At 70.4% G+C, this 17,054-nt stretch carries 19 protein-coding genes; 7 read left to right on the forward strand and 12 right to left on the reverse strand.

Features of this window, described 5'->3' with window-relative positions:
* Positions 1–166 precede the first annotated feature (166 nt).
* From ACPXCB_RS11195 to ACPXCB_RS11215, 5 genes are all read left to right on the forward strand, one after another.
* Complete coding sequence (locus tag ACPXCB_RS11195) at positions 167–562, forward strand: TraM recognition domain-containing protein (protein ID WP_425874593.1); 396 nt, start codon at positions 167–169, stop codon at positions 560–562.
* Positions 559–885, forward strand: a complete 327-nt coding sequence (locus ACPXCB_RS11200) for a hypothetical protein (RefSeq protein ID WP_425875026.1) — start codon at positions 559–561, stop codon at positions 883–885. Before ACPXCB_RS11195 ends, ACPXCB_RS11200 begins: the two co-directional genes overlap by 4 nt.
* A complete protein-coding gene (locus tag ACPXCB_RS11205) occupies positions 786–1,052 on the forward strand; it encodes a DUF4913 domain-containing protein (RefSeq protein WP_425874595.1) in 267 nt (88 codons plus the stop codon). Before ACPXCB_RS11200 ends, ACPXCB_RS11205 begins: the two co-directional genes overlap by 100 nt.
* 213 nt (positions 1,053–1,265) lie before the next feature.
* Entirely contained in the window at positions 1,266–2,132 is an 867-nt protein-coding gene (locus tag ACPXCB_RS11210) for a hypothetical protein (RefSeq protein ID WP_425874596.1), read from the forward strand.
* Positions 2,129–2,515 (forward strand): GntR family transcriptional regulator, encoded by a 387-nt coding sequence (locus ACPXCB_RS11215; RefSeq protein ID WP_425874598.1) that lies wholly within the window; start codon positions 2,129–2,131, stop codon positions 2,513–2,515. Before ACPXCB_RS11210 ends, ACPXCB_RS11215 begins: the two co-directional genes overlap by 4 nt.
* A gap of 265 nt (positions 2,516–2,780) precedes the next feature.
* On the opposite strand, the gene ACPXCB_RS11220 is transcribed toward ACPXCB_RS11215, so the two are convergent.
* The 12 genes from ACPXCB_RS11220 to ACPXCB_RS11275 form a co-directional block, all read right to left on the reverse strand.
* Positions 2,781–3,851 carry an IS110 family transposase gene (locus ACPXCB_RS11220; RefSeq protein ID WP_425875005.1) on the reverse strand — a complete coding sequence of 357 codons (1,071 nt, stop codon included), beginning with the start codon at positions 3,849–3,851 and terminating at the stop codon, positions 2,781–2,783.
* Positions 3,852–4,068: 217 nt separating this feature from the next.
* The gene (locus ACPXCB_RS11225) at positions 4,069–4,962 is read right to left on the reverse strand and encodes a hypothetical protein (protein ID WP_425874600.1); all 894 of its coding nucleotides are present in this window, start codon (positions 4,960–4,962) and stop codon (positions 4,069–4,071) included.
* Between the two features lie 87 nt (positions 4,963–5,049).
* Positions 5,050–5,964 carry an aminoacyl--tRNA ligase-related protein gene (locus tag ACPXCB_RS11230; protein WP_245715990.1) on the reverse strand — a complete coding sequence of 305 codons (915 nt, stop codon included), beginning with the start codon at positions 5,962–5,964 and terminating at the stop codon, positions 5,050–5,052.
* Between the two features lie 2 nt (positions 5,965–5,966).
* Positions 5,967–7,112 (reverse strand): acyl-CoA dehydrogenase family protein, encoded by a 1,146-nt coding sequence (locus tag ACPXCB_RS11235; RefSeq protein WP_425874602.1) that lies wholly within the window; start codon positions 7,110–7,112, stop codon positions 5,967–5,969.
* A complete protein-coding gene (locus ACPXCB_RS11240; protein ID WP_425874604.1) occupies positions 7,109–7,387 on the reverse strand; it encodes an acyl carrier protein in 279 nt (92 codons plus the stop codon). Before ACPXCB_RS11240 ends, ACPXCB_RS11235 begins: the two co-directional genes overlap by 4 nt.
* Positions 7,384–8,154 (reverse strand): hypothetical protein, encoded by a 771-nt coding sequence (locus tag ACPXCB_RS11245; RefSeq protein ID WP_393148947.1) that lies wholly within the window; start codon positions 8,152–8,154, stop codon positions 7,384–7,386. The genes ACPXCB_RS11240 and ACPXCB_RS11245 overlap by 4 nt, the downstream gene beginning before the upstream one ends.
* 345 nt (positions 8,155–8,499) lie before the next feature.
* The gene (locus tag ACPXCB_RS11250; RefSeq protein WP_233219567.1) at positions 8,500–8,964 is read right to left on the reverse strand and encodes a flavin reductase family protein; all 465 of its coding nucleotides are present in this window, start codon (positions 8,962–8,964) and stop codon (positions 8,500–8,502) included.
* Positions 8,965–9,133: 169 nt separating this feature from the next.
* Complete coding sequence (locus ACPXCB_RS11255; RefSeq protein WP_425874606.1) at positions 9,134–10,123, reverse strand: nucleoside-diphosphate kinase; 990 nt, start codon at positions 10,121–10,123, stop codon at positions 9,134–9,136.
* A gap of 11 nt (positions 10,124–10,134) precedes the next feature.
* Positions 10,135–11,292 (reverse strand): nucleotidyltransferase domain-containing protein, encoded by a 1,158-nt coding sequence (locus tag ACPXCB_RS11260; protein WP_425874607.1) that lies wholly within the window; start codon positions 11,290–11,292, stop codon positions 10,135–10,137.
* Positions 11,289–11,564 carry a phosphopantetheine-binding protein gene (locus tag ACPXCB_RS11265; protein WP_091632298.1) on the reverse strand — a complete coding sequence of 92 codons (276 nt, stop codon included), beginning with the start codon at positions 11,562–11,564 and terminating at the stop codon, positions 11,289–11,291. The genes ACPXCB_RS11260 and ACPXCB_RS11265 overlap by 4 nt, the downstream gene beginning before the upstream one ends.
* On the reverse strand, positions 11,554–12,603 hold the full coding sequence (locus tag ACPXCB_RS11270; RefSeq protein WP_245715991.1) for a pyruvate kinase: 1,050 nt from the start codon (positions 12,601–12,603) through the stop codon (positions 11,554–11,556). The genes ACPXCB_RS11265 and ACPXCB_RS11270 overlap by 11 nt, the downstream gene beginning before the upstream one ends.
* Positions 12,604–12,608: 5 nt before the next feature.
* Entirely contained in the window at positions 12,609–13,385 is a 777-nt protein-coding gene (locus ACPXCB_RS11275; protein WP_425874610.1) for a hypothetical protein, read from the reverse strand.
* A gap of 139 nt (positions 13,386–13,524) precedes the next feature.
* Between ACPXCB_RS11275 and ACPXCB_RS11280 the strand changes: the two genes are divergently transcribed.
* Positions 13,525–15,303: an ABC transporter ATP-binding protein gene (locus tag ACPXCB_RS11280; protein WP_425874611.1), complete on the forward strand. Its 1,779-nt coding sequence runs from the start codon at positions 13,525–13,527 to the stop codon at positions 15,301–15,303.
* Entirely contained in the window at positions 15,300–17,048 is a 1,749-nt protein-coding gene (locus ACPXCB_RS11285) for an ABC transporter ATP-binding protein (RefSeq protein WP_326564255.1), read from the forward strand. The genes ACPXCB_RS11280 and ACPXCB_RS11285 overlap by 4 nt, the downstream gene beginning before the upstream one ends.
* Positions 17,049–17,054 lie beyond the last annotated feature (6 nt).

Raw genomic sequence — 17,054 nt, forward strand, 5'->3', positions numbered from 1 at the left:
CCGGGCCATAATGCCCCCGGCGTGATGGTGACGACCCGGTGCTGACGTCCACCCGATCGGTACGCCCGGTCGGTGGCCTGGTCCCCCACGGCCGACCCCTGGTGGGAGGCAGGCATGCGTGAGTTGGCGGCCCCAGCAGAATTAGGGCGCCGATGCCGACGAGCCGTTGCCATGCCGAACGGCCGCGCCGTCCGCGGCGAACGTCCGCACCTACGGCGGCGGCGTCGCCGACCCCGACTGGCTCGAAGAACTGTCCAAGCTCATCGGTGAGCACGACGTCACGACCAGGTCGACCAGCAGCAGCGGCTCCGGGTGGGGCCAACGGTCCGTCTCCCACGCCACCCGCCGCCAACGCATCCTCGACGTCTCCGACCTGCACGCCCTACCCCGCGGCCGGATGGTCGTCTACGCCTCCGGCGCCCCACCCGCACTCGCCCGCACCGCCCCCTGGCAGAACGGCCCGCACGCCGAAGCCATCCGCGCCTCGATCGCCCACTGGGACCCCCACGGCCGCACCGACTGGACCCTCACCCCCGACGCCCCGCCGGAGTCGACCCCATGACCCTGCCCAACCCCGAACCGGTCACCGATCCAGTCGCCGACCTCAGCGCCCTGCTCGACCAACTCGCCGGCGACCCGGACGTGACACCGCCAGCCGCCATGCCGCCGGACGACGCCGCCGCACCGGAGCCGGCCTACCGCAACGTCGAGGCGTTCGTCACCGACTACCTCGCCCACGTCGTCGAACGACGCCTCGCCACCGGACCAACCTCAGGGGTGAACTGGTGCCCCGCTGGTGGGCACACCCCGAGGCGATCTCCCGCCTGTACGCCCTCTGGCGAGCCTGGGAAACCCTCCGAGTCAGCGACCCACAGACCGGCATGAGCATCTGGTGGCGCGACCACCTCGACCCCCACCTCACCGCGCTCGCCGCCGAGTACGGGCCGTTCAGCCGCTGCAGCCCGGACAAGCACACCGAACCCCGGCCGCTGCCGGTCATCCCCGCGCCGCCGGATGTGCTCGCCCAGCTTCCCGACGCGAACGGCATCTGATTCCACAGCATCACTGGTGGCGCCTCCGCCCCACCTCGCTCTGGCGCCAACCGCCGCCCGTACTGCGCCCCGGCGGTTGTTGATGGAGGCCCGCCCGTAGTTTCCGGACCAAAAAGGGGCTGGCTGACCTCGCTTGTATCAACCGCTTGACACAATCAAGGTGTCCCCGGCATCCTCCTTGTATCAAACGCTTGATACAAGGAGGATGTCATCGTGGTTGGTGCATGGATTGTGGGGCTCCTGCTGGTGCCGCTGCTCGGCGTCGCGCTGGCCGGCCCGTCCGCGGCGGGCGAGCCCGCAACCGAGCACATCCGACGCACCACCCGGCGCTGGCGGTGGGCCGGCCTGGCCCTCGGGGCGGCGGTCGCCGCCGTCGCCGCCGGCTACGACCCGCTGGGACGCGGCGTCCTGCTGGCCGCACCCCTGTTCGGGCTCTGCGTGCTGGCCGGAGTGGTGGCGGGAGAAAGCCGGGTCGTCGCACGCCCCGCCGGCAGCACCCGCCAGGCCGCTCTGGAGACCCGGCAGGTCCGCCACTACCTGCCACACCGACCGTTCCGGGCGGTGGCCGCCGCCGGCACCGCGCTGGCCGTCCTACTGGCCGCTACCACCGCCGCCGGCTCCGCCGACGACCTCGGCCGCGCCGGCCGCGCCCTGGCCTACAACTGCGGCGACTTCGCCGGCACCCACGGCCCATGGGCCGGTTCCTTCTACAGCCTCCCACTCGCCCTGGCCGTCGGCCTCGGCGTGCTGATCGCCGCGCTGGCGATGCACCGGCTCGTCGGGCGTCCCCGCCCCCAGGCCCCCGCCGGTGACTTGGTGCGCGACGACGCCGAGCGGCGCCGCTCCGCCACCGCCGTCACCGGCGCCTGCGGCGTGCTGGTCACCATCCCGCTCATCGGGATTAGCCTGCTCACCACAATCGGACTGCTGTCCAGCCCGTGCCGGCCCCTGTGGTGGACGGCCGCGGCCTGGGGGTTGCTCCTACTCGTCCCGGCCTGGACCGTCCTGCTGGCCTGGAGCTCCGTCGCCGTCCTTCGCCCCGGCCCCCGCGCCGACCGGCCCGCCCCGGTGTCGGCGTGAGCACCCCGACCCTGCGGGTCGACACGCAGGACCCCACGCCCCCATACGAGCAGCTGCGCCGGCAACTGTCCGACTTGATGCACACCGGAGCGCTCAAACCCGGCGACCGCCTGCCACCGCTGCGGCAGCTCGCCAGCGACCTCGGCCTGGCCGTCGGCACCGTGGCCCGCACCTACCGCGAGTTGGAGGCCGCCGGGCTGATCCGGTCCCGACGCGGCGGCGGCACCCGCGTCGCGGACCAGGCGCCCGCGCCACCCGCTGACGGACACCGCCAAGCGCTCGACCGGCACGCGGCCGCCTACCTGCGGCAGGCACGGCTGCTCGGCGCCGACCGGGAAACCGCCCTCGACGCCGTACACCGCGCCTGGCCCGCCGACGCGTGACACGAATCAGGCCCCGCCGCACCGGAACAACCCGCGTCATCAGACGATGATCGTGGATGCAGATCTCGCCGCCAGCACCATGCTCGGCGTGACTCACCGTGATTGCTGGACGAGCCATAAACACGAATACAAGACATTTAGATTACGCGACCCTGCCAGTCCGGTAGGCCTCCATGGCGTCGCCGTCGCTGGGCTCGGCGCTCGTGAGGAACCAAGAGGCGGGCGTGACGACCCCAGGGCCCCGGCAAAGATGCTCCTATAGATGTCAAGCCGCGAGTTGAAGATCGTTTGCTGTGATGAGTTGGTAGAGCTCGCGGGCGACGTAGCGCTTGAGGCAGCGGATGATCTCTTTCTTGGACATGCCTTCCTTGGTTCGTCGCTGCATGTAGTCACGGGTGCGTGGGTCCCATCGCAGCCGGACGAGTACGACGCGGTAGAGCGCGGCGTTGGCCTGTCTGTCGCCGCCGCGGTTGAGCCGGTGCCGGGTGGTCTTGCCGGAGCTGGCTGGGATCGGAGCGGCTCCGCAGAGCATGGCGAACGCGGCTTCGGAGGCGAGCCGGTCGTGGTTCTCGCCGGCGCTGACCAACAGTTGCCCGGCGACGTCGGGTCCGACGCCGTTCGCGGCCAGCAGGGCCGGGTTGATGGCGGCGACCAGTGGTTCGAGTAGTTCGTCGAGGTTGGCGATCTCGGTGGATAGGTGCTGGTGGCGGCGGGCCAGCGAGCGAAGCGCGACGGCGACGGCGACGGCTGGGATGGCCGCGTCGGCTTGGTCGGGTTGCAGATCCGCGCAGGTGGCGATCAGTTTCGTGATGTTCAGGCCGCGCAACTGGGCGCGTAGTTCGTCGGGGGCGGTGACGATCAGGGCCTTCATCTGCCGTTGAGTCTCGGCGCGCTGGTCGACGGCGCTGCGTCGGGCCACCCGCAGGTTGCGCAGGGCCTCGACCCGGCCGTCGCGCTGCTTGGGAGTGCCGGTGCGTTCGCCTGCCAGCGCGGCCCGGGCGGCCTGGATCGCGTCGATCGGATCGGACTTGCCCTGGAACCGGCGGGTCTTGCGGTCTGGCCGATCGACCTCGATCACCTGCATCTGCTCGTCACGCAGCAGGCGGACCAGTCCCGCGCCGTAGGCGCCGGTGCCCTCGACTCCGACCCGGCTCAGCCGGCCGTGTCCGTGCATCCAGGCCAGCAGGGCGGCGTAGCCGGACGCCGTCGCGGGGAACTGCTCGGTGCCCAGCACCCGCCCGACCAGGTCGATCACCGCCGCGGTGTGGGTGTCCTGGTGAGTGTCGACCCCACCCACGACCTCGATCTCGGCTTCATCAGGTGTAATGGGAGACATCGTCTTCCTGTCGCTCGTCGCAGTGGGGCAGGGCGGCGCGCACCAGCCGGGCAACGCGGACAAGACAGAGATGGGGCCTCTGGCCAGGCTCCTATGAAGTCACAACGCCACGTCCGATGCGTGCACGAGCGCCTCCCGGCCAGGGCCGACAAATCTTTGAAGGACCCGAAGTCAGTCGTCAGGTGGGTCAGACCCCGCCGGGAGGCGCTCACGAACATCATCTCTGTCGTCCTGTCTGACGTCCTCGCCGAGCTGAGCACGGCGGCTGCACGAGATGACTCCATCCCAGCGCGTCGCGCATTGCCCCGTGTACCAGCCGGGCCATCGCCCGCCGGATGTTGATGGTCACGTAGCCGGGCTGGCCATCGCCTACTCGCATCTTGCCGACTGGGGACTCCACCACCGCCACGGGTGCGACCAAGGGGGCAGCGCTGCAGGCGAAGGCCTCGCGCACCACACCCTTCTCGATCAGCTCACGCCAGGCATGGAGGCCGAGATTCGCCTCACGCAGGGGAAAGCCGAGCATCCGACTGAGCTGCTCGACGGTGTCCCGGGCAATGGTGGGACCGTCGCTCAGCACCGGGCTGAATACCCGCGCGTTGCGTGAGTCACCGAAAACGAAGAACGGATGGTGGGTGGTTTCCAAGCCCGCCACAGCGTGGTCGATCTGGAGTGTGATCGGCAACAACTGGTCGGCGTACGGCTCGATCACCGGCCTCAGTCGGCAGCAGTACCGCCGCTGTCCCGGGCCGGGTGCCTCCTCGCGCAGCTCCACGGTCAGATGCAGCGAGTCCAATGCCCCAACGGGGATACGGTCGGCGCGGCGTACCGCTTCCTCGGCGGCTGCGAGCAACAGCGAGGCCGGCACCACCGGCATGCAGCGTTCACGACAGGCCCGCCGGATGAGCCCCGTGTAGTCACGGGGGCGGAAGAGTGAGACGCGGCCACGGTCCCAGCGGTACGCCCGAAGGCCGGTGACCACTCGGACCACCCGACCGCCGGGCAGCTCCTCGCGGCCGGGGTTGGCCCGGATCCACCGCCAACCCGTCAGCGGCGCCCAGCACAGGTATTGGACGCCCTGGGCGTGTGGGATCGGAGCCGGGTACGTCATCGCGCCTCACCTTCCTGCGGTAACCGTCGAATTGCCGACGATCTGGCGAGCCGTCGAAGGAGCCACCAGCGCGGCGAGGCGGGCCGGTCACCGCGGACCTACCGCCAGGGTGGCGCGGACGCGGGCCGGCCAGCTTGCAGGATCGGGACCATGCGCGGCGAGCAGGGCGAGGGTGATGCGTTCCAGGCCGAACGCGGCGCAGGCGGTGTGTGCGGTCTCGCCGCCGATTCGAATCGAGAACGGCGTCCCGAAGTGGTCCTTGTGGTAGTTGGCGCTGGCCACGGCTTGGACCGCACCGTCACCGACCGGTGCCGTCAGTTCCCACTTGAGCTGTTGTTCGCGCTGGGTGGCACCCATCAGCCGGCCGGCGCCACCAAAGAACGGATCCGAGGCCGGCACGACTGACACGTCCAGGCCGAGGTCGCCGAGCCACCGTTCGGCGCGGGCCACCCAGGCGTCCCGCCATTCCGTGACCTCGTCGGCCACGCCGATCCGGACGAATTCCCGCATCCGGAAGCTCCGGAGCCGGCCGTGCTCATGGGTGCCCTCGTTGCGGTAGCAGTACGCCTCCGCGGTGACGACGACCGGCTCGGTCAGGTCCTTCCCCTCGAAGAGCGGATAGAGGTGATAGCACGTCGCCGGCAGCACCGCTACGTCGGTGATCTGCTGAGCGGTGTGCCACGGCGCATTCTGTTCGTCCCGGGCGAGCTGCAACTCGTGCCAGCGCGCGGGACTGCCCGCGAAGCTGTGTACCGTTCCCAGGAGGTTCGGGAACCCGTCGACGTAGCCGACCCGCTCCAGCAGGGCCCGGGCGATGACCGGTGGTACGGCCACTGACACCGGCTGCTGGGGTGCGGTTAGCGTCAGCAGCGCCGATCGCAGGGCAGCCACGATCGCGTCGAAGGATCGGTTGGCGACGGCGATGCCCGGTGTCTCGGTCGGGATGAGGGCGGCATCGGCGGTGGACAGGTGCGGCTGGGCCGCAGTGGAGGTGTCGGTCACGGCTAGGCTCGTTTCCATAGGCTGAGTCGGGCGTTGGCGGTCATCAGGCGCTCGTTGCCGATCATGAGGCGAGCGGAGTACAGGTCGCGCAGCGGCCGAGCGACCGATAGGGGGCCGGCCTCGGCATAGCCGGGCATCCCGCAAATTTCGAGGGCCGCAACCGCGACGTCGACGGCGAGGGTGGAGACGGTGACCTTGAGGTTGTTCACGGCCAAGGTGAGGGTGGGGCCACCGTGCTCGTCGACGGCACCCGGGTCCGCCCAGATCGGCTCGAAGCGGCGGGCGGTGGCTGCTAGCGCGGCCTCCATCTGGTCCATCCGCCCGGCGGCCTCCGCCAGCCGCGGATCGACCAGGTCGGGGTTGCCGCGCATGCGTCCCCGGACGGCCTGTTGCGCACGGCGGAACGCGGCAGCGGCGATGCCGAACCAGCATGCTGCCCACAGCAGGTGTGACAGCGGCACCATGGTCGCGCTGGCGATCCGCTCGAAGGGGTCGGTCAGGACGTATCCGGCCGGCACCTCGGTGTGGAACTCGAACCCCGGACTACAGGTGCCCCGCATGCCCATGGGATTCCACGGGGGTCCGGCCGGCGTGAGCGCACAGGCGTCCGCCGGGGCGAGCACAGCGATCTGGTCGCCGGCCGCGGCCTGCGCGTCCCGCCGGGCGGTGACCAGATAGGCGCAGGCGTAAGCGCCGTACGAGACGGTGGGTGCCCGCTTTGTCAGGCGGACCCGATCTCCGTGGCGTTCCAGAGCCGCGCCGCTGGTACGCAGGCTGCCGCCGATACCGGCCTCTGAGGTGACGGAGGCGATCAGTGTCCCGTCGACGACGATGTCCTTGAGCGCGGTGCGTAACGGCGCGGATCCACCGTGGTGGCGGGCGACGCAGGCCAGCTGGACCTGATGCATCGCCCAGATCATCGAGGTGGAGCCACACGCCTTGCCCAGCTCGGCGGCGACCGCGACGAGGTCCGACAGGGAGCGATCGAGGACTGGCGCGAGCAGACCGGCCCGGTGCAGTGCCGCGACCGACGCCGCAGGGAAGGCCGCTTCGCTGTCGACTGAGTCGGCATGCTCTGCCAGGGTGGCAGCGACGTGTCGGGCGGCGGCCACCACGTCGCTCGGCGTTTCCGTCACCGTGGCCGTCATCGGGCCACCGCCGGATCCGAGTCGCGCAGCTTCCGCACCACGTGTGCGATGGACGCGACCGAGGTGAACGTCGCGCGGGTCAGTAGCCCTTCGGGGAACTCGACGCCGAACTCCTCCTCGACGGCCATCATCACGCTGACGCTGTGCATCGACGACATGCCTGCGTCCCACAGGTCGGTGTTCGGGTCGAGGGCATCCGCCGCGGCATCGAGCTGGGCGAACCGCAACACGAGTGCGGATATACGGTCTTCCACTGGCGTCTCCTCATCGGTCAACGTGGACAGGGGGAGCCGACCTGCATGATCGCGCTCAGCCGGGTGTTCAGGTCGGCTTCGCGGGTCGCCAGGTCGGTGAGCATGCGGACGAGTCGGGCCGGCCGAAGGGTGCCGGTGCCGCGGGTGGCCGCCCAGGCCATCGCGTGCACGATGTACCAACGGTGGGACAGATCGGCGAACGCGTCGGCTACCGGCGTCCACCGATCGTCTGGTCCGTTCGGCGGGGCGACGACCTGGCTGAGTGCCAGCCGTTCGGCGGCCACGTCCGCGATGTCGACGTCGGGGCCGGTGCGTCCCTCGCGGACGTCGGTGATGAACTGTTCCAGGACAGCGAGCTCACCCCGGTGTGCGGGCAGCTCTGCTCGTAACCTGTCCGCCACGATGTCGGACGGCGGGGGTACGCCGACGACGCCGCGACAGACGATGCCGAATCCGCCGGCGACCGGGCTGAGCCGGGTCTTCTGGTACACGTGCAGCGGGAGCGAGTGCGGCTCAGGGCGGTTCGTCATGTCGGCCACGACGACCTCGTCCCCGGCGTACCGGTGCAGCACCAACGCGTGCGTCAGGTGCTCGTGATCCCGGTACGGGGACTCGATGTCGAACGAGTCGACCGCCACGATCAGCTGCGCCGAGTCGGCCAGGGCCGCCCGCTCGGCCTGGGCCAGCTCGGCCCAGTCGGTCTGCGCGAATCGTTGCAGCCGCAGACCGGTGAGCCGGGCCGTGCCCGCGAGCCACCGTTCCCCGCCGCCCAGCCGATGTCCCGCCACCCGCCGAAAACCCCAGCTGGGCCCGAGTCGAGCCGCTGCGTCGGGCACTCCGTGCTCGGTGGCCACCGCCGCGACCGCCTGCATGAAGCAGGTACCGAAGGGTGCCTGGCCTCGAATGACGATGCTCGGTCCGGTGGGCGTTGTCATGCCGTCGTCGTCGGCCGGGCTGTGGCGGCCAGGCCAGTCGTGGTGGGGGTTGCCGGGCCGACCGGTCGCGGACGTCGGTGACGGACGGTCGCCGTCGATGGGACCGTGTCCGGGGGCTCGTCGGCCGCCGAACGCGCGGCATCGGCACGGAGGCTCAGCATGTCTTCTCCTTCGCTGGCGGGATGGCCTAGGCACGAACTACGACGTGGGCGCGACAATGCGGGTGATCGAGTGGTAGCGGCGTTGGCAGTGGACGAGCGGGCCGCCGGATCGGACGATGGCCAGGTCACCGACCGCTGCGATGACCACCGAGTGCGTGCCGGCATCGTGCAGGTCGACGACGTCGCACGCGATCCAGGCCAGCGCGCCGGCAACGGCCGGTATGCCCGCACCGTTCGCCGGCCAACTGACCAGGGCGAAGCCTTCGGGATCCACCTGGTGGGCCAGAATCCTGCTGACCCGGTGCTGGTCCTCGGCGAGGACGTTCACACACAGTCGGACGGATTTCCTCATCCGTTGCCAGGTGCGCGACGAACGGTTGACGCAGAACCCGATGAGGCACGGGTGGATCGACACCGAGAAGAACGACCCGATCGTCAAGCCGGTCGGGCCGTCGTCGCCTTGGGCGGTGACGGCGACGACGCCGGTCGGGAACAGCGCCATCACCTCCCGGAAGGCGGCAGCGTCCGGCCGTCCGGATGACATGTGGTGTGGCGAGCAGTCGGTTGTCACGGCTCAGCCGATCAACTGGCCGGGGTGAGCTTCGGCAGCCCACCCGGCGCGGTGCCGATGTCGCGTCTGATGCCGGTGACGCGGGAGGCGCTCGGCTCGGTCATGGCCCTGTCCTTTCTATGAGGGAGTGGAAGCCCCAGCCGCTGACCAGAACCGTCTCCGCCCAGTCGTCGAGGTCCACGCGCAGGTTCCGCAGGTGGCCGACGACACCGTCGCCGAAGGTGGCCGCCGTCTGCGACATCTGCATCGACCAGGTGAGATAGACGGACTCGGGGTCGCGGCGGCTGCTCAGCTCCTCGCGCAGCGGGCTGGCGTACCGCCACGGTGCCCGCAACGCCCGGGTCCGGCGTCGGTAGACCGGGTCCGTCAGGTCACCGCCGTGCGCCTGCTGGAGGGCGGTGCGCACCATGACTGCCTCCCGGCGGCACTCGATGCGCGGCTGGAGCCGGTCAAGCAGGGCGATCTGGGTGGCGGCCACGATCTGGTGAAAGGTCGGCAGCATCGCCGGCACGGCCGGGATTTCGGCGGCGTCGAGCACGGCCGGGCAACGTCGGCTGATCGCCTCGTCGACCCGTTGCTCGCCGAAGAACAGGCACGCCTCCCGGATCGCGCTGTCGGCGTCTTCCGACGAGTGGACGATCGACATCAGCATGTTCTGTGACCGGTAGCGGTAGCGGAGCTGCCCCGGACGCGTCTGCGCCGGGTTGGCCGGACCCTTCAGCACGGTCAGCCGCTCGGCCGCTCCCGTCTCGTTCGGCCCACCGGTCAGCAGCACCGCGACCGCAGGCGCCAGTTCGTAGTAGCGGGGCATGTACCACCACATGGGCCGCTGTCCCGCCTCGGCCATCCGGATCTGGGTCGACAGGTACAGCTCCTCGAGCTGCCGAGGGTGTGGCCGGACCACACCGATCTCCAGCGGCGTCAGGCCCTCCCGGCGAAGCTCGTCCAGGATAGCCCAGCTCAACCCCTGTCGCACCGCGTCGGGCCGGACCAGCAGAAACGCGAGGGGCGTGCAGTGCTCGCCGTGCCGCGCCCGTAACCGGGTCACGGCCCCGTCGTCGAGCGGCAGGGCATCGATCACATCCACCATCGATGACACTGCTACACGCTCGATCTCGTGCCGGGAACGTTGCTGCGCACCTCGACGGCGTGGCGCCGGCCGCGGTCGAACAAGCGCTCGGTGAAGCCGACGTCCCACCGCTTCGGCGTGCCGTCGAAGCCGCCGTACTCGTCGAGATAGGCCGTGTCGGCCGGCTGGAACTCCTCGGCGAGCCCCGGCGGCACGGCCTCCGGATAGAGTTGCCGCGTGTAGTGCAGGGCGTAGTGCACGCTCGGCCCGCAGCCCAGCTCGTGTGCTCGAGTACGGAACCGGGACAGGTCCTGCGCCGTGCTGACGTGCAGCAGTTCGACGAGGTCGACGAACTTGCGCAAGGTGAGGTCCTTGTCGCTCTCGATGTAGTAGAGCAGGGTCGCTTCGGCGTGCAACTGCACGCAGGCGTCGATGAGTTGGTCGGCGGGGTCCAGCACCCGGGCGGGCTGGCCATAGATCACGGTGGGCGTCGCACGCTCCAGGAACGGGTCGGGGCTCAGCGGCAGGCCGGCGTTGGGCTGGAAGAGGCTGAAGCACGGGGAGAGGATGAAGGTCTCCACCTCGGGCCGGTGTCCCAGCTTGAGATAGGGCAGTGCCACGTTGCCCAGGTTGACCTGCCAATAGAGCGTGGTGCGCCGGTCGAAGGGCGCGATCCGGGTGCCCGTGGGCGTCACTTTCCCGACGTCGTAGCCGGCCGTGGTGGCCACCTCGGCAAGGACGGGCAGATCCGTACGCCGGATGAGGACGTCGAGGTCGGACATCCGCCGGGTGCCGGGATCCCGGTAGAGGCCGTCCGTGAGGGCCGGGCCCTTGCGGATGACATACCGCAGCCCGGCGGCGTTGAGCTGCCCGAGCACCCGGCCGAACTCGTCGCTCAGGGCCAGGTTCCGACGCCGGGTGCCCTGGTAGACGTCGGCGTAGAGCCACGCGTAGGGCATCTGCTGGCGTCCGTCGTCGTCGTGCGAGAGCCGGTTGCGCAGGACGTTCCGGGAGATCAGCGGCAGCACCATGTGCCGGCTCGCCAGATCGACGAACCGTCCCCAGTCGAACTCCTCGTGTCGGGTCAACAGGTCATGGACCCGGCCACGCACGTCGGTGTCGGGCCGTAGCCGCGCCAGCGCGACCAGGAGGCGCGCCTCCGCCGGCAGCTCGAGCTCAGGACCGGTCATCGGCCGACCTCCGCTTCGCCGGGTGCGTTGCCGGCGCAGCCCATCAGGGCGGCGAGCTGACCGACATCGACGGAGTGGAGATCGAGCAGTGCGTCGTCGGGCACCGGGACGTCGAACTCCTCCTCGAGTTCGAGCAGCAGACTCACCAGGGCGAGCGAGTCGACGCCCTGATCGGCTGGTCGCAGGGTCGCGGTCAGCGGGGCGGCCGGGTCCAGCCGAGGCAGGTGGGCACGCATGATCTTCTCGAAGGCGGACGGCCAGCTATCGGGCATGGGTCTCCCTCTCCATCTGTTCGGTCCGGTGGCGTTCGGCGCGTTCGATCACCCGTCGGCAGACGTCCACCACGTCGACCGGGCGGCGGCCGAATCCGGTCTCGCCCGCCAGCACCAGGTAGTCGGCACCGTCGAGTACGGCGTTGAAGATGTCGGCGACCTCGGCGCGGGTGGGACTGGCCGCGGTCCGCATGGAGTGCAGCAGTTGAGTGGCCACCATCGAGCTACGTCCGCGGGCCGCGCAGCTCGCGGTGACCTGCTTCTGCACCACCGGCACGTCCTCGAACGGGATCTCCAGGGCCAGGTCCCCCCGGGCCACCATCAGCCCGTCGAAGGCATCGATGAGCGGCGGGAGCGCGCGTACCGCATCCGGATGTTCGATCTTGGCGATCAACGCCGCTTCCGGCGCGATCCGGTGCAGCGCCTCCCGGTCGGACGGATGGGCGGTGAAGGACAGCGCGATCATGTCCGCCCCCAGGTGACGGGCGAAGGCGGCATCGTCGCGGTCCCGCGGGGTCAGCCCCACCGGAATCGGCTGCCGGCCCGGCAGGGTCACCCCGCGCCCGTCGGTCACCGGGCCACCCTGCGTGACCGTGCAGGTCATGGTGCTGTCGTCGGCCTCCTCCACCCGCAGCACCACGGCACCGTCGTCGATCAGCACGTGCGAGCCCGCCTGCGGCACCGCTCGCCAGCCGTGGATGAGCCAGGTGCGGTGCGAATCGAGATCGCCCGGCGCTGCGGCCAGGACCACCTTCTCGCCCGGCTCCCACCGCGCCGCCCCGTCACGCAGGCGGCCGATCCGGTTCTTGCGGCCCTGCAGGTCCGCGAGGACGCTGACCGTCCGGCCCTGCCGGTCGGCTTCCGCCCGCACGGTACGGACCGTGGCGAGGTGCCGTTCGCGGCTGCCGTTGACCATGCTGAGCCGCACCACGTCCACGCCCGCCCTGATCAGCGCGGCGAGGCACGCGGGGTCGGCGCTGGCCGCGCCGATGGTTGCGACTATCCGGGTACGCCGTACGGCGGCCGTCGCTGTGCTCACGGCCGTCACCGCGCGCTGCATCGGTGGTACTCGCGCACCATGCGGCCCGGGTCGTCGGCGATCACCGGGGTGACACCGTGCAGGATGCCGGCGCCGTAGGTGTTGTTGACGAAGAACACCTGGCCCGGTGCGGGAGCTCCCAGGTTGATGCCGAACTCACGTGTGGCCGCGTCGCCGTACTCCGCGCGCAGCACCGGCTTGCTGCCGGGTGTGGGCTCGACGGACCACTCGAACGCATCGTCGAAGGACAGCTCTCGCGCCTGCATGAGGGCCCGCGCGTCGACCAGCAGAAACTCGCCGCCGACGAACCCGCGGACCGGACCGTACAAGTGCGAGAAGAGCATAGCATCGCGGTCCGTATGCAGTGCCTTGAAGCTCCAGCGGCTGCCGTACTGCTCCGGCGGAATGACACCATCGCGGGTCACTGATTCCTTGACAATCGGCGTAGCGGAAGGACTTAGCTCGTCGCATCGGGTGACGAATTGTTCCCACACTGCGGAAAACAGAACGCGGTGCAGTCGGCGGCCTTCGGCGACGTCCGCCATGGGCAGACCGTCGACCACGGCGGCACCGGCGGCTGGCCGCTCCGCCGGACGCAGCAGCCGATCCACCACGGCGCTGATCAGGGCGGGAGCGGTGACATCACCGCCGTGATCAGAGATCCGCACCGTGATGTCGGTAAATGCTGGCAATTTTACTGCCGTGCCGGAGACCGCCATCCGGTCCAGCGCCGACCGCCTCATATGCATCGATTCGGGGGCAGGTGAGGGTTCGGTAATCATTCCAAGGCTCGCTCTCTCCGGTCATCGGGAGATCTCGCACCGCTGTGGCGCACCTTTCGCCATTCTGCACACGTCCTGTCTCGCCGGCGAGACGAGACGATCGTCAAAGTTTCCGCATCCGTGGCCATCGGCGAACGGCATGGTCGAACAGACTGCGGGTAGTGTCGCCGCTATGCGCATCGGCACAATATTGCGCCGCCTCGGTGACCATTGGGGCGGCACCAGTGTGGTGATGGCGTCCCATCTCGTGCAGGCGGCCGCCGCCCTGTGGCTGCCCCTGCTGACCGCCCGCCTGGTCGACGACGGCCTGGCGTTCGGGGACCGCGGATGGATCGCGGTGACCGGGGCGGTAATGCTGGGTGTGGCCGTTGTCCAGGCGCTCGCGGCCGCTGTCGCCGTACGGACGGCCACCACGATCGCCGAGGCGATCGGGCGGGACCTGCGGGAGGAGGTCTTCGTCGCCGCCCAGCGGCTGAGCATCGCGCAGGTGGCCCGCTTCGGGACGTCCTCGTTGACAGTACGCACCATCAACGACGTCCAGCAGGTGCAGCAACTGCTGCAGATGCTGCTCGCGGTCGCGGTGCCGGTGCCGATGATCTGCGTCGGCGGCATCGTGCTCGCCGCCTTCCGCGACGTGCAGTTCACCGTGATCCTGCTGGCCGCGATCCCGGCGCTGATGCTGCTGACCACCGGCGTGCTCCGCGCCATGCGGCCCCTCACCTCGGTGGTGCAGGGTCGCATCGATGTCATCGACCGGCTGTTCGACGAGCAGATCACCGGCGTACGCGTCGTCCGGGCGTTCGGCGCCGAGTCGCACGAGGAGCAACGCCTGCAGCGGTCCGGGGCCGAGCTCGCCGGGGTCGCCCTGCGCGCGGGCCGGCTGTCCACACTGGTGCTCCCGGCGGGTTCTCTCCTGGTGAACCTGCTGAGCGCCGTCACCGTCTGGCTCGGCGCGGGCCGGATCGCCCAGGGCTCCCTGGGGATCGGTGAGCTGATCGCCTTCATCAGCTATCTGGCCCTGGTGCTGAGCTCGATCACGACGCTCAGCTTCCTGTTCACCACGCTTCCGCGCGCCGAGGTGTGCGCCGTCCGGATCGGCGAGGTGCTTGCCGAGCGGCCCGACGTCGTCGCGCCGGCCCGGCCACGGACCGCGCAACCCACCCCTGGCTCGGTCGAGACGCGTGCCCTCCGTTTCGGCTACCCGGGCGCGGCCCGGCCGGTGCTCGTGGACGTCACCCTGACCATCCGGCCCGGCGAGCAGGTCGCGGTGATCGGCGCGACCGGAAGCGGCAAGTCGACGTTGCTGCACCTGGTGGCACGGCTGGCGGACAGCACCAGCGGGGCGGTGCTGGTCGGCGGCTCCGACGTCCGGCAGCTCGACCCCACGGTCCTGTCGCGCGCGGTGGCACTCGTACCGCAGCGGCCGATGCTGTTCTCCGGGACCGTCGCGACGAACCTGCGCCAGGGCCGCACCGGGGCCACCGACGCGGACCTCTGGGAGGCGCTCGACGTGGCGCAGGCGCGGGAGTTCGTCGAACGGCTGCCCGGTGGGTTGCGGGCCGAGGTGAGGCCCGGCGGCGCCAACCTCTCCGGCGGCCAGCGGCAACGACTGGCCATCGCCCGCGCGCTGGTCCGCCGCCCCGACATCTATCTGCTCGACGATGTCACCTCGGCGCTGGACCACACCACCGCGACCGCGGTGGAACGGGCGCTGGCACTGGCGCACGCGAACGCCACCAGGATCGTGGTGACCCAACGTGCCGAGGTGATCCGGCATGCCGACCGCGTCGTCGTGCTGGACGCCGGGCGGGTCGTCGGCCTCGGGACACCCGCCGAGCTGCTGGCCGGCAACGCCATCTACCGCGACATCGTGGCGGCCGAGCCCAGCCACGACGACGTCATGGACATACCCGCGTGAAGCGCTCGGACTCGGCACGGCGACTGACCGCTCGCCTGGGTGCCCACCGCCGGTTGTTCGTCGGCCTGTTCCTGCTCGGGCTGACCAGCGTGACGCTCAACGTGCTCGGCCCTGCCCTGCTCGGCCGCGCCACCGACCTGATCGTCGCGGGCGTGACGAGCGACCGGGGCGTCCCGTTCTCCGCACTCGCCCGCGTGCTGCTGCTCGCGGCGGCCACCTATGTGCTCTCGGCGGCCTGCTGGGCGTTGCAGGGCCGGGTCACCAGTCGGCTCATCCAGCAGACCGTGCTCCGGCTGCGAACCGATCTGGCCGCGAAGGTGAACCGCCTGCCGATCAGATACTTCGACCGGCAGCCACGCGGTGAGATGCTGAGCCGCGCCACCAACGACGTCGACAACGCCGCGGCGACCCTGCAGCAGACGATCAGCCAGATCACCAACTCGCTGCTGCTCTGCGCAGGGTTGTTGACCATGATGATCATCATCTCGCCGCTGCTCGCATCGGTCATCACGGCCACGGTGCTGGTCCTGGTCGTCCTGAACATCGCGCTCAGCAGACGGGCCCAGGAGCGGTTCGGCGCACGCTGGGCCACCTCAGGTGACCTGCACGCACACGTGGCCGAGATGTACACCGGCCACGCCACCGTCGTGGCGTTCCAGCAGCAGGGCGAGGCGCTGCGCGGCTTCCGGCGCCTCAACGACCGGCTCCGGGCCGACGGGCTCCGGGCCCAGACCACCAGCGGACTGGTGACACCTGCCATGACCCTGCTGTCCAACCTGGGCTTCGTCCTGATCGCCGTGGTGGGCGTCGCACGCGTCGCGGCCGGTGCCGTGACGATCGGCGAGGTCCAGGCGTTCCTGCAATACTCCCGCCAGTTCAACGGACCGCTTACCCAGCTCGCCACGCTCAACGCGGTGATCCGGTCGGGCCTGGTGTCCCTCGACCGCATCTTCGAACTGCTCGACGCGCCCGAGCTGGACAGCCGGCCCAGCGTCGCGGTCCAGCGGACCCGGCCGGCCGGTCAGCTGGTCTTCGACCGGATTCGCTTCGGGTACGACCCGGCGACCCCGGTGCTCCGCGAGCTGGACCTGACAGTCGCGCCCGGCGAGACGCTGGCGATGGTCGGCCCCAGCGGCGGCGGAAAGTCGACGCTGGTCAACCTGCTGCTCCGCTTCTACGACCCGGACCACGGAACGATCCGCCTGGACGGGGCGGACCTGCGTGCGCTGCCCCGCGAGCAGGTGCGGTCGGTGGTGGCGCTGGTGCCGCAGGACGTCTGGCTGCGGCACGGCACGGTGGCCGAGAACATCGCGTACGGGCAGCTCGACGCGACTCGCCAGCAGATCGAGGCGGCAGCGCGCGCAGCCCACGTCGACGACATCATCCGCGCGCTGCCGGACGGCTACGACACGGTCATCGAGGACGGCGGCTATCTGAGCACCGGTGAGCGGCAGCTGGTCACCATCGCCCGGGCCTTCCTCCGCGATCCCGCGGTGCTGGTGCTGGACGAGGCGACCAGTGCGGTCGACTCGCATACGGAGCGCCTCGTCCGGCAGGCCATCAGGCGGCTGACGCACCAGCGCACCGCGGTCATCGTCGCGCACCGACTCGCCACCATCCGTGACGCGGACCGGATCGCCGTGCTGGACGAGGGCCGGATCGTCGAAAGTGGCGACCACGCCGGCCTGCTCGCCCTTGACGGCGCCTATGCGCGGCTGCACCGCGCGCAGCGTACGGACGGATGAGGCAGG

Origin of the sequence: Micromonospora sp. DT62, assembly GCF_049847285.1 — a bacterium.
Taxonomy (GTDB): Bacteria; Actinomycetota; Actinomycetes; order Mycobacteriales; family Micromonosporaceae; genus Micromonospora; species Micromonospora reichwaldensis.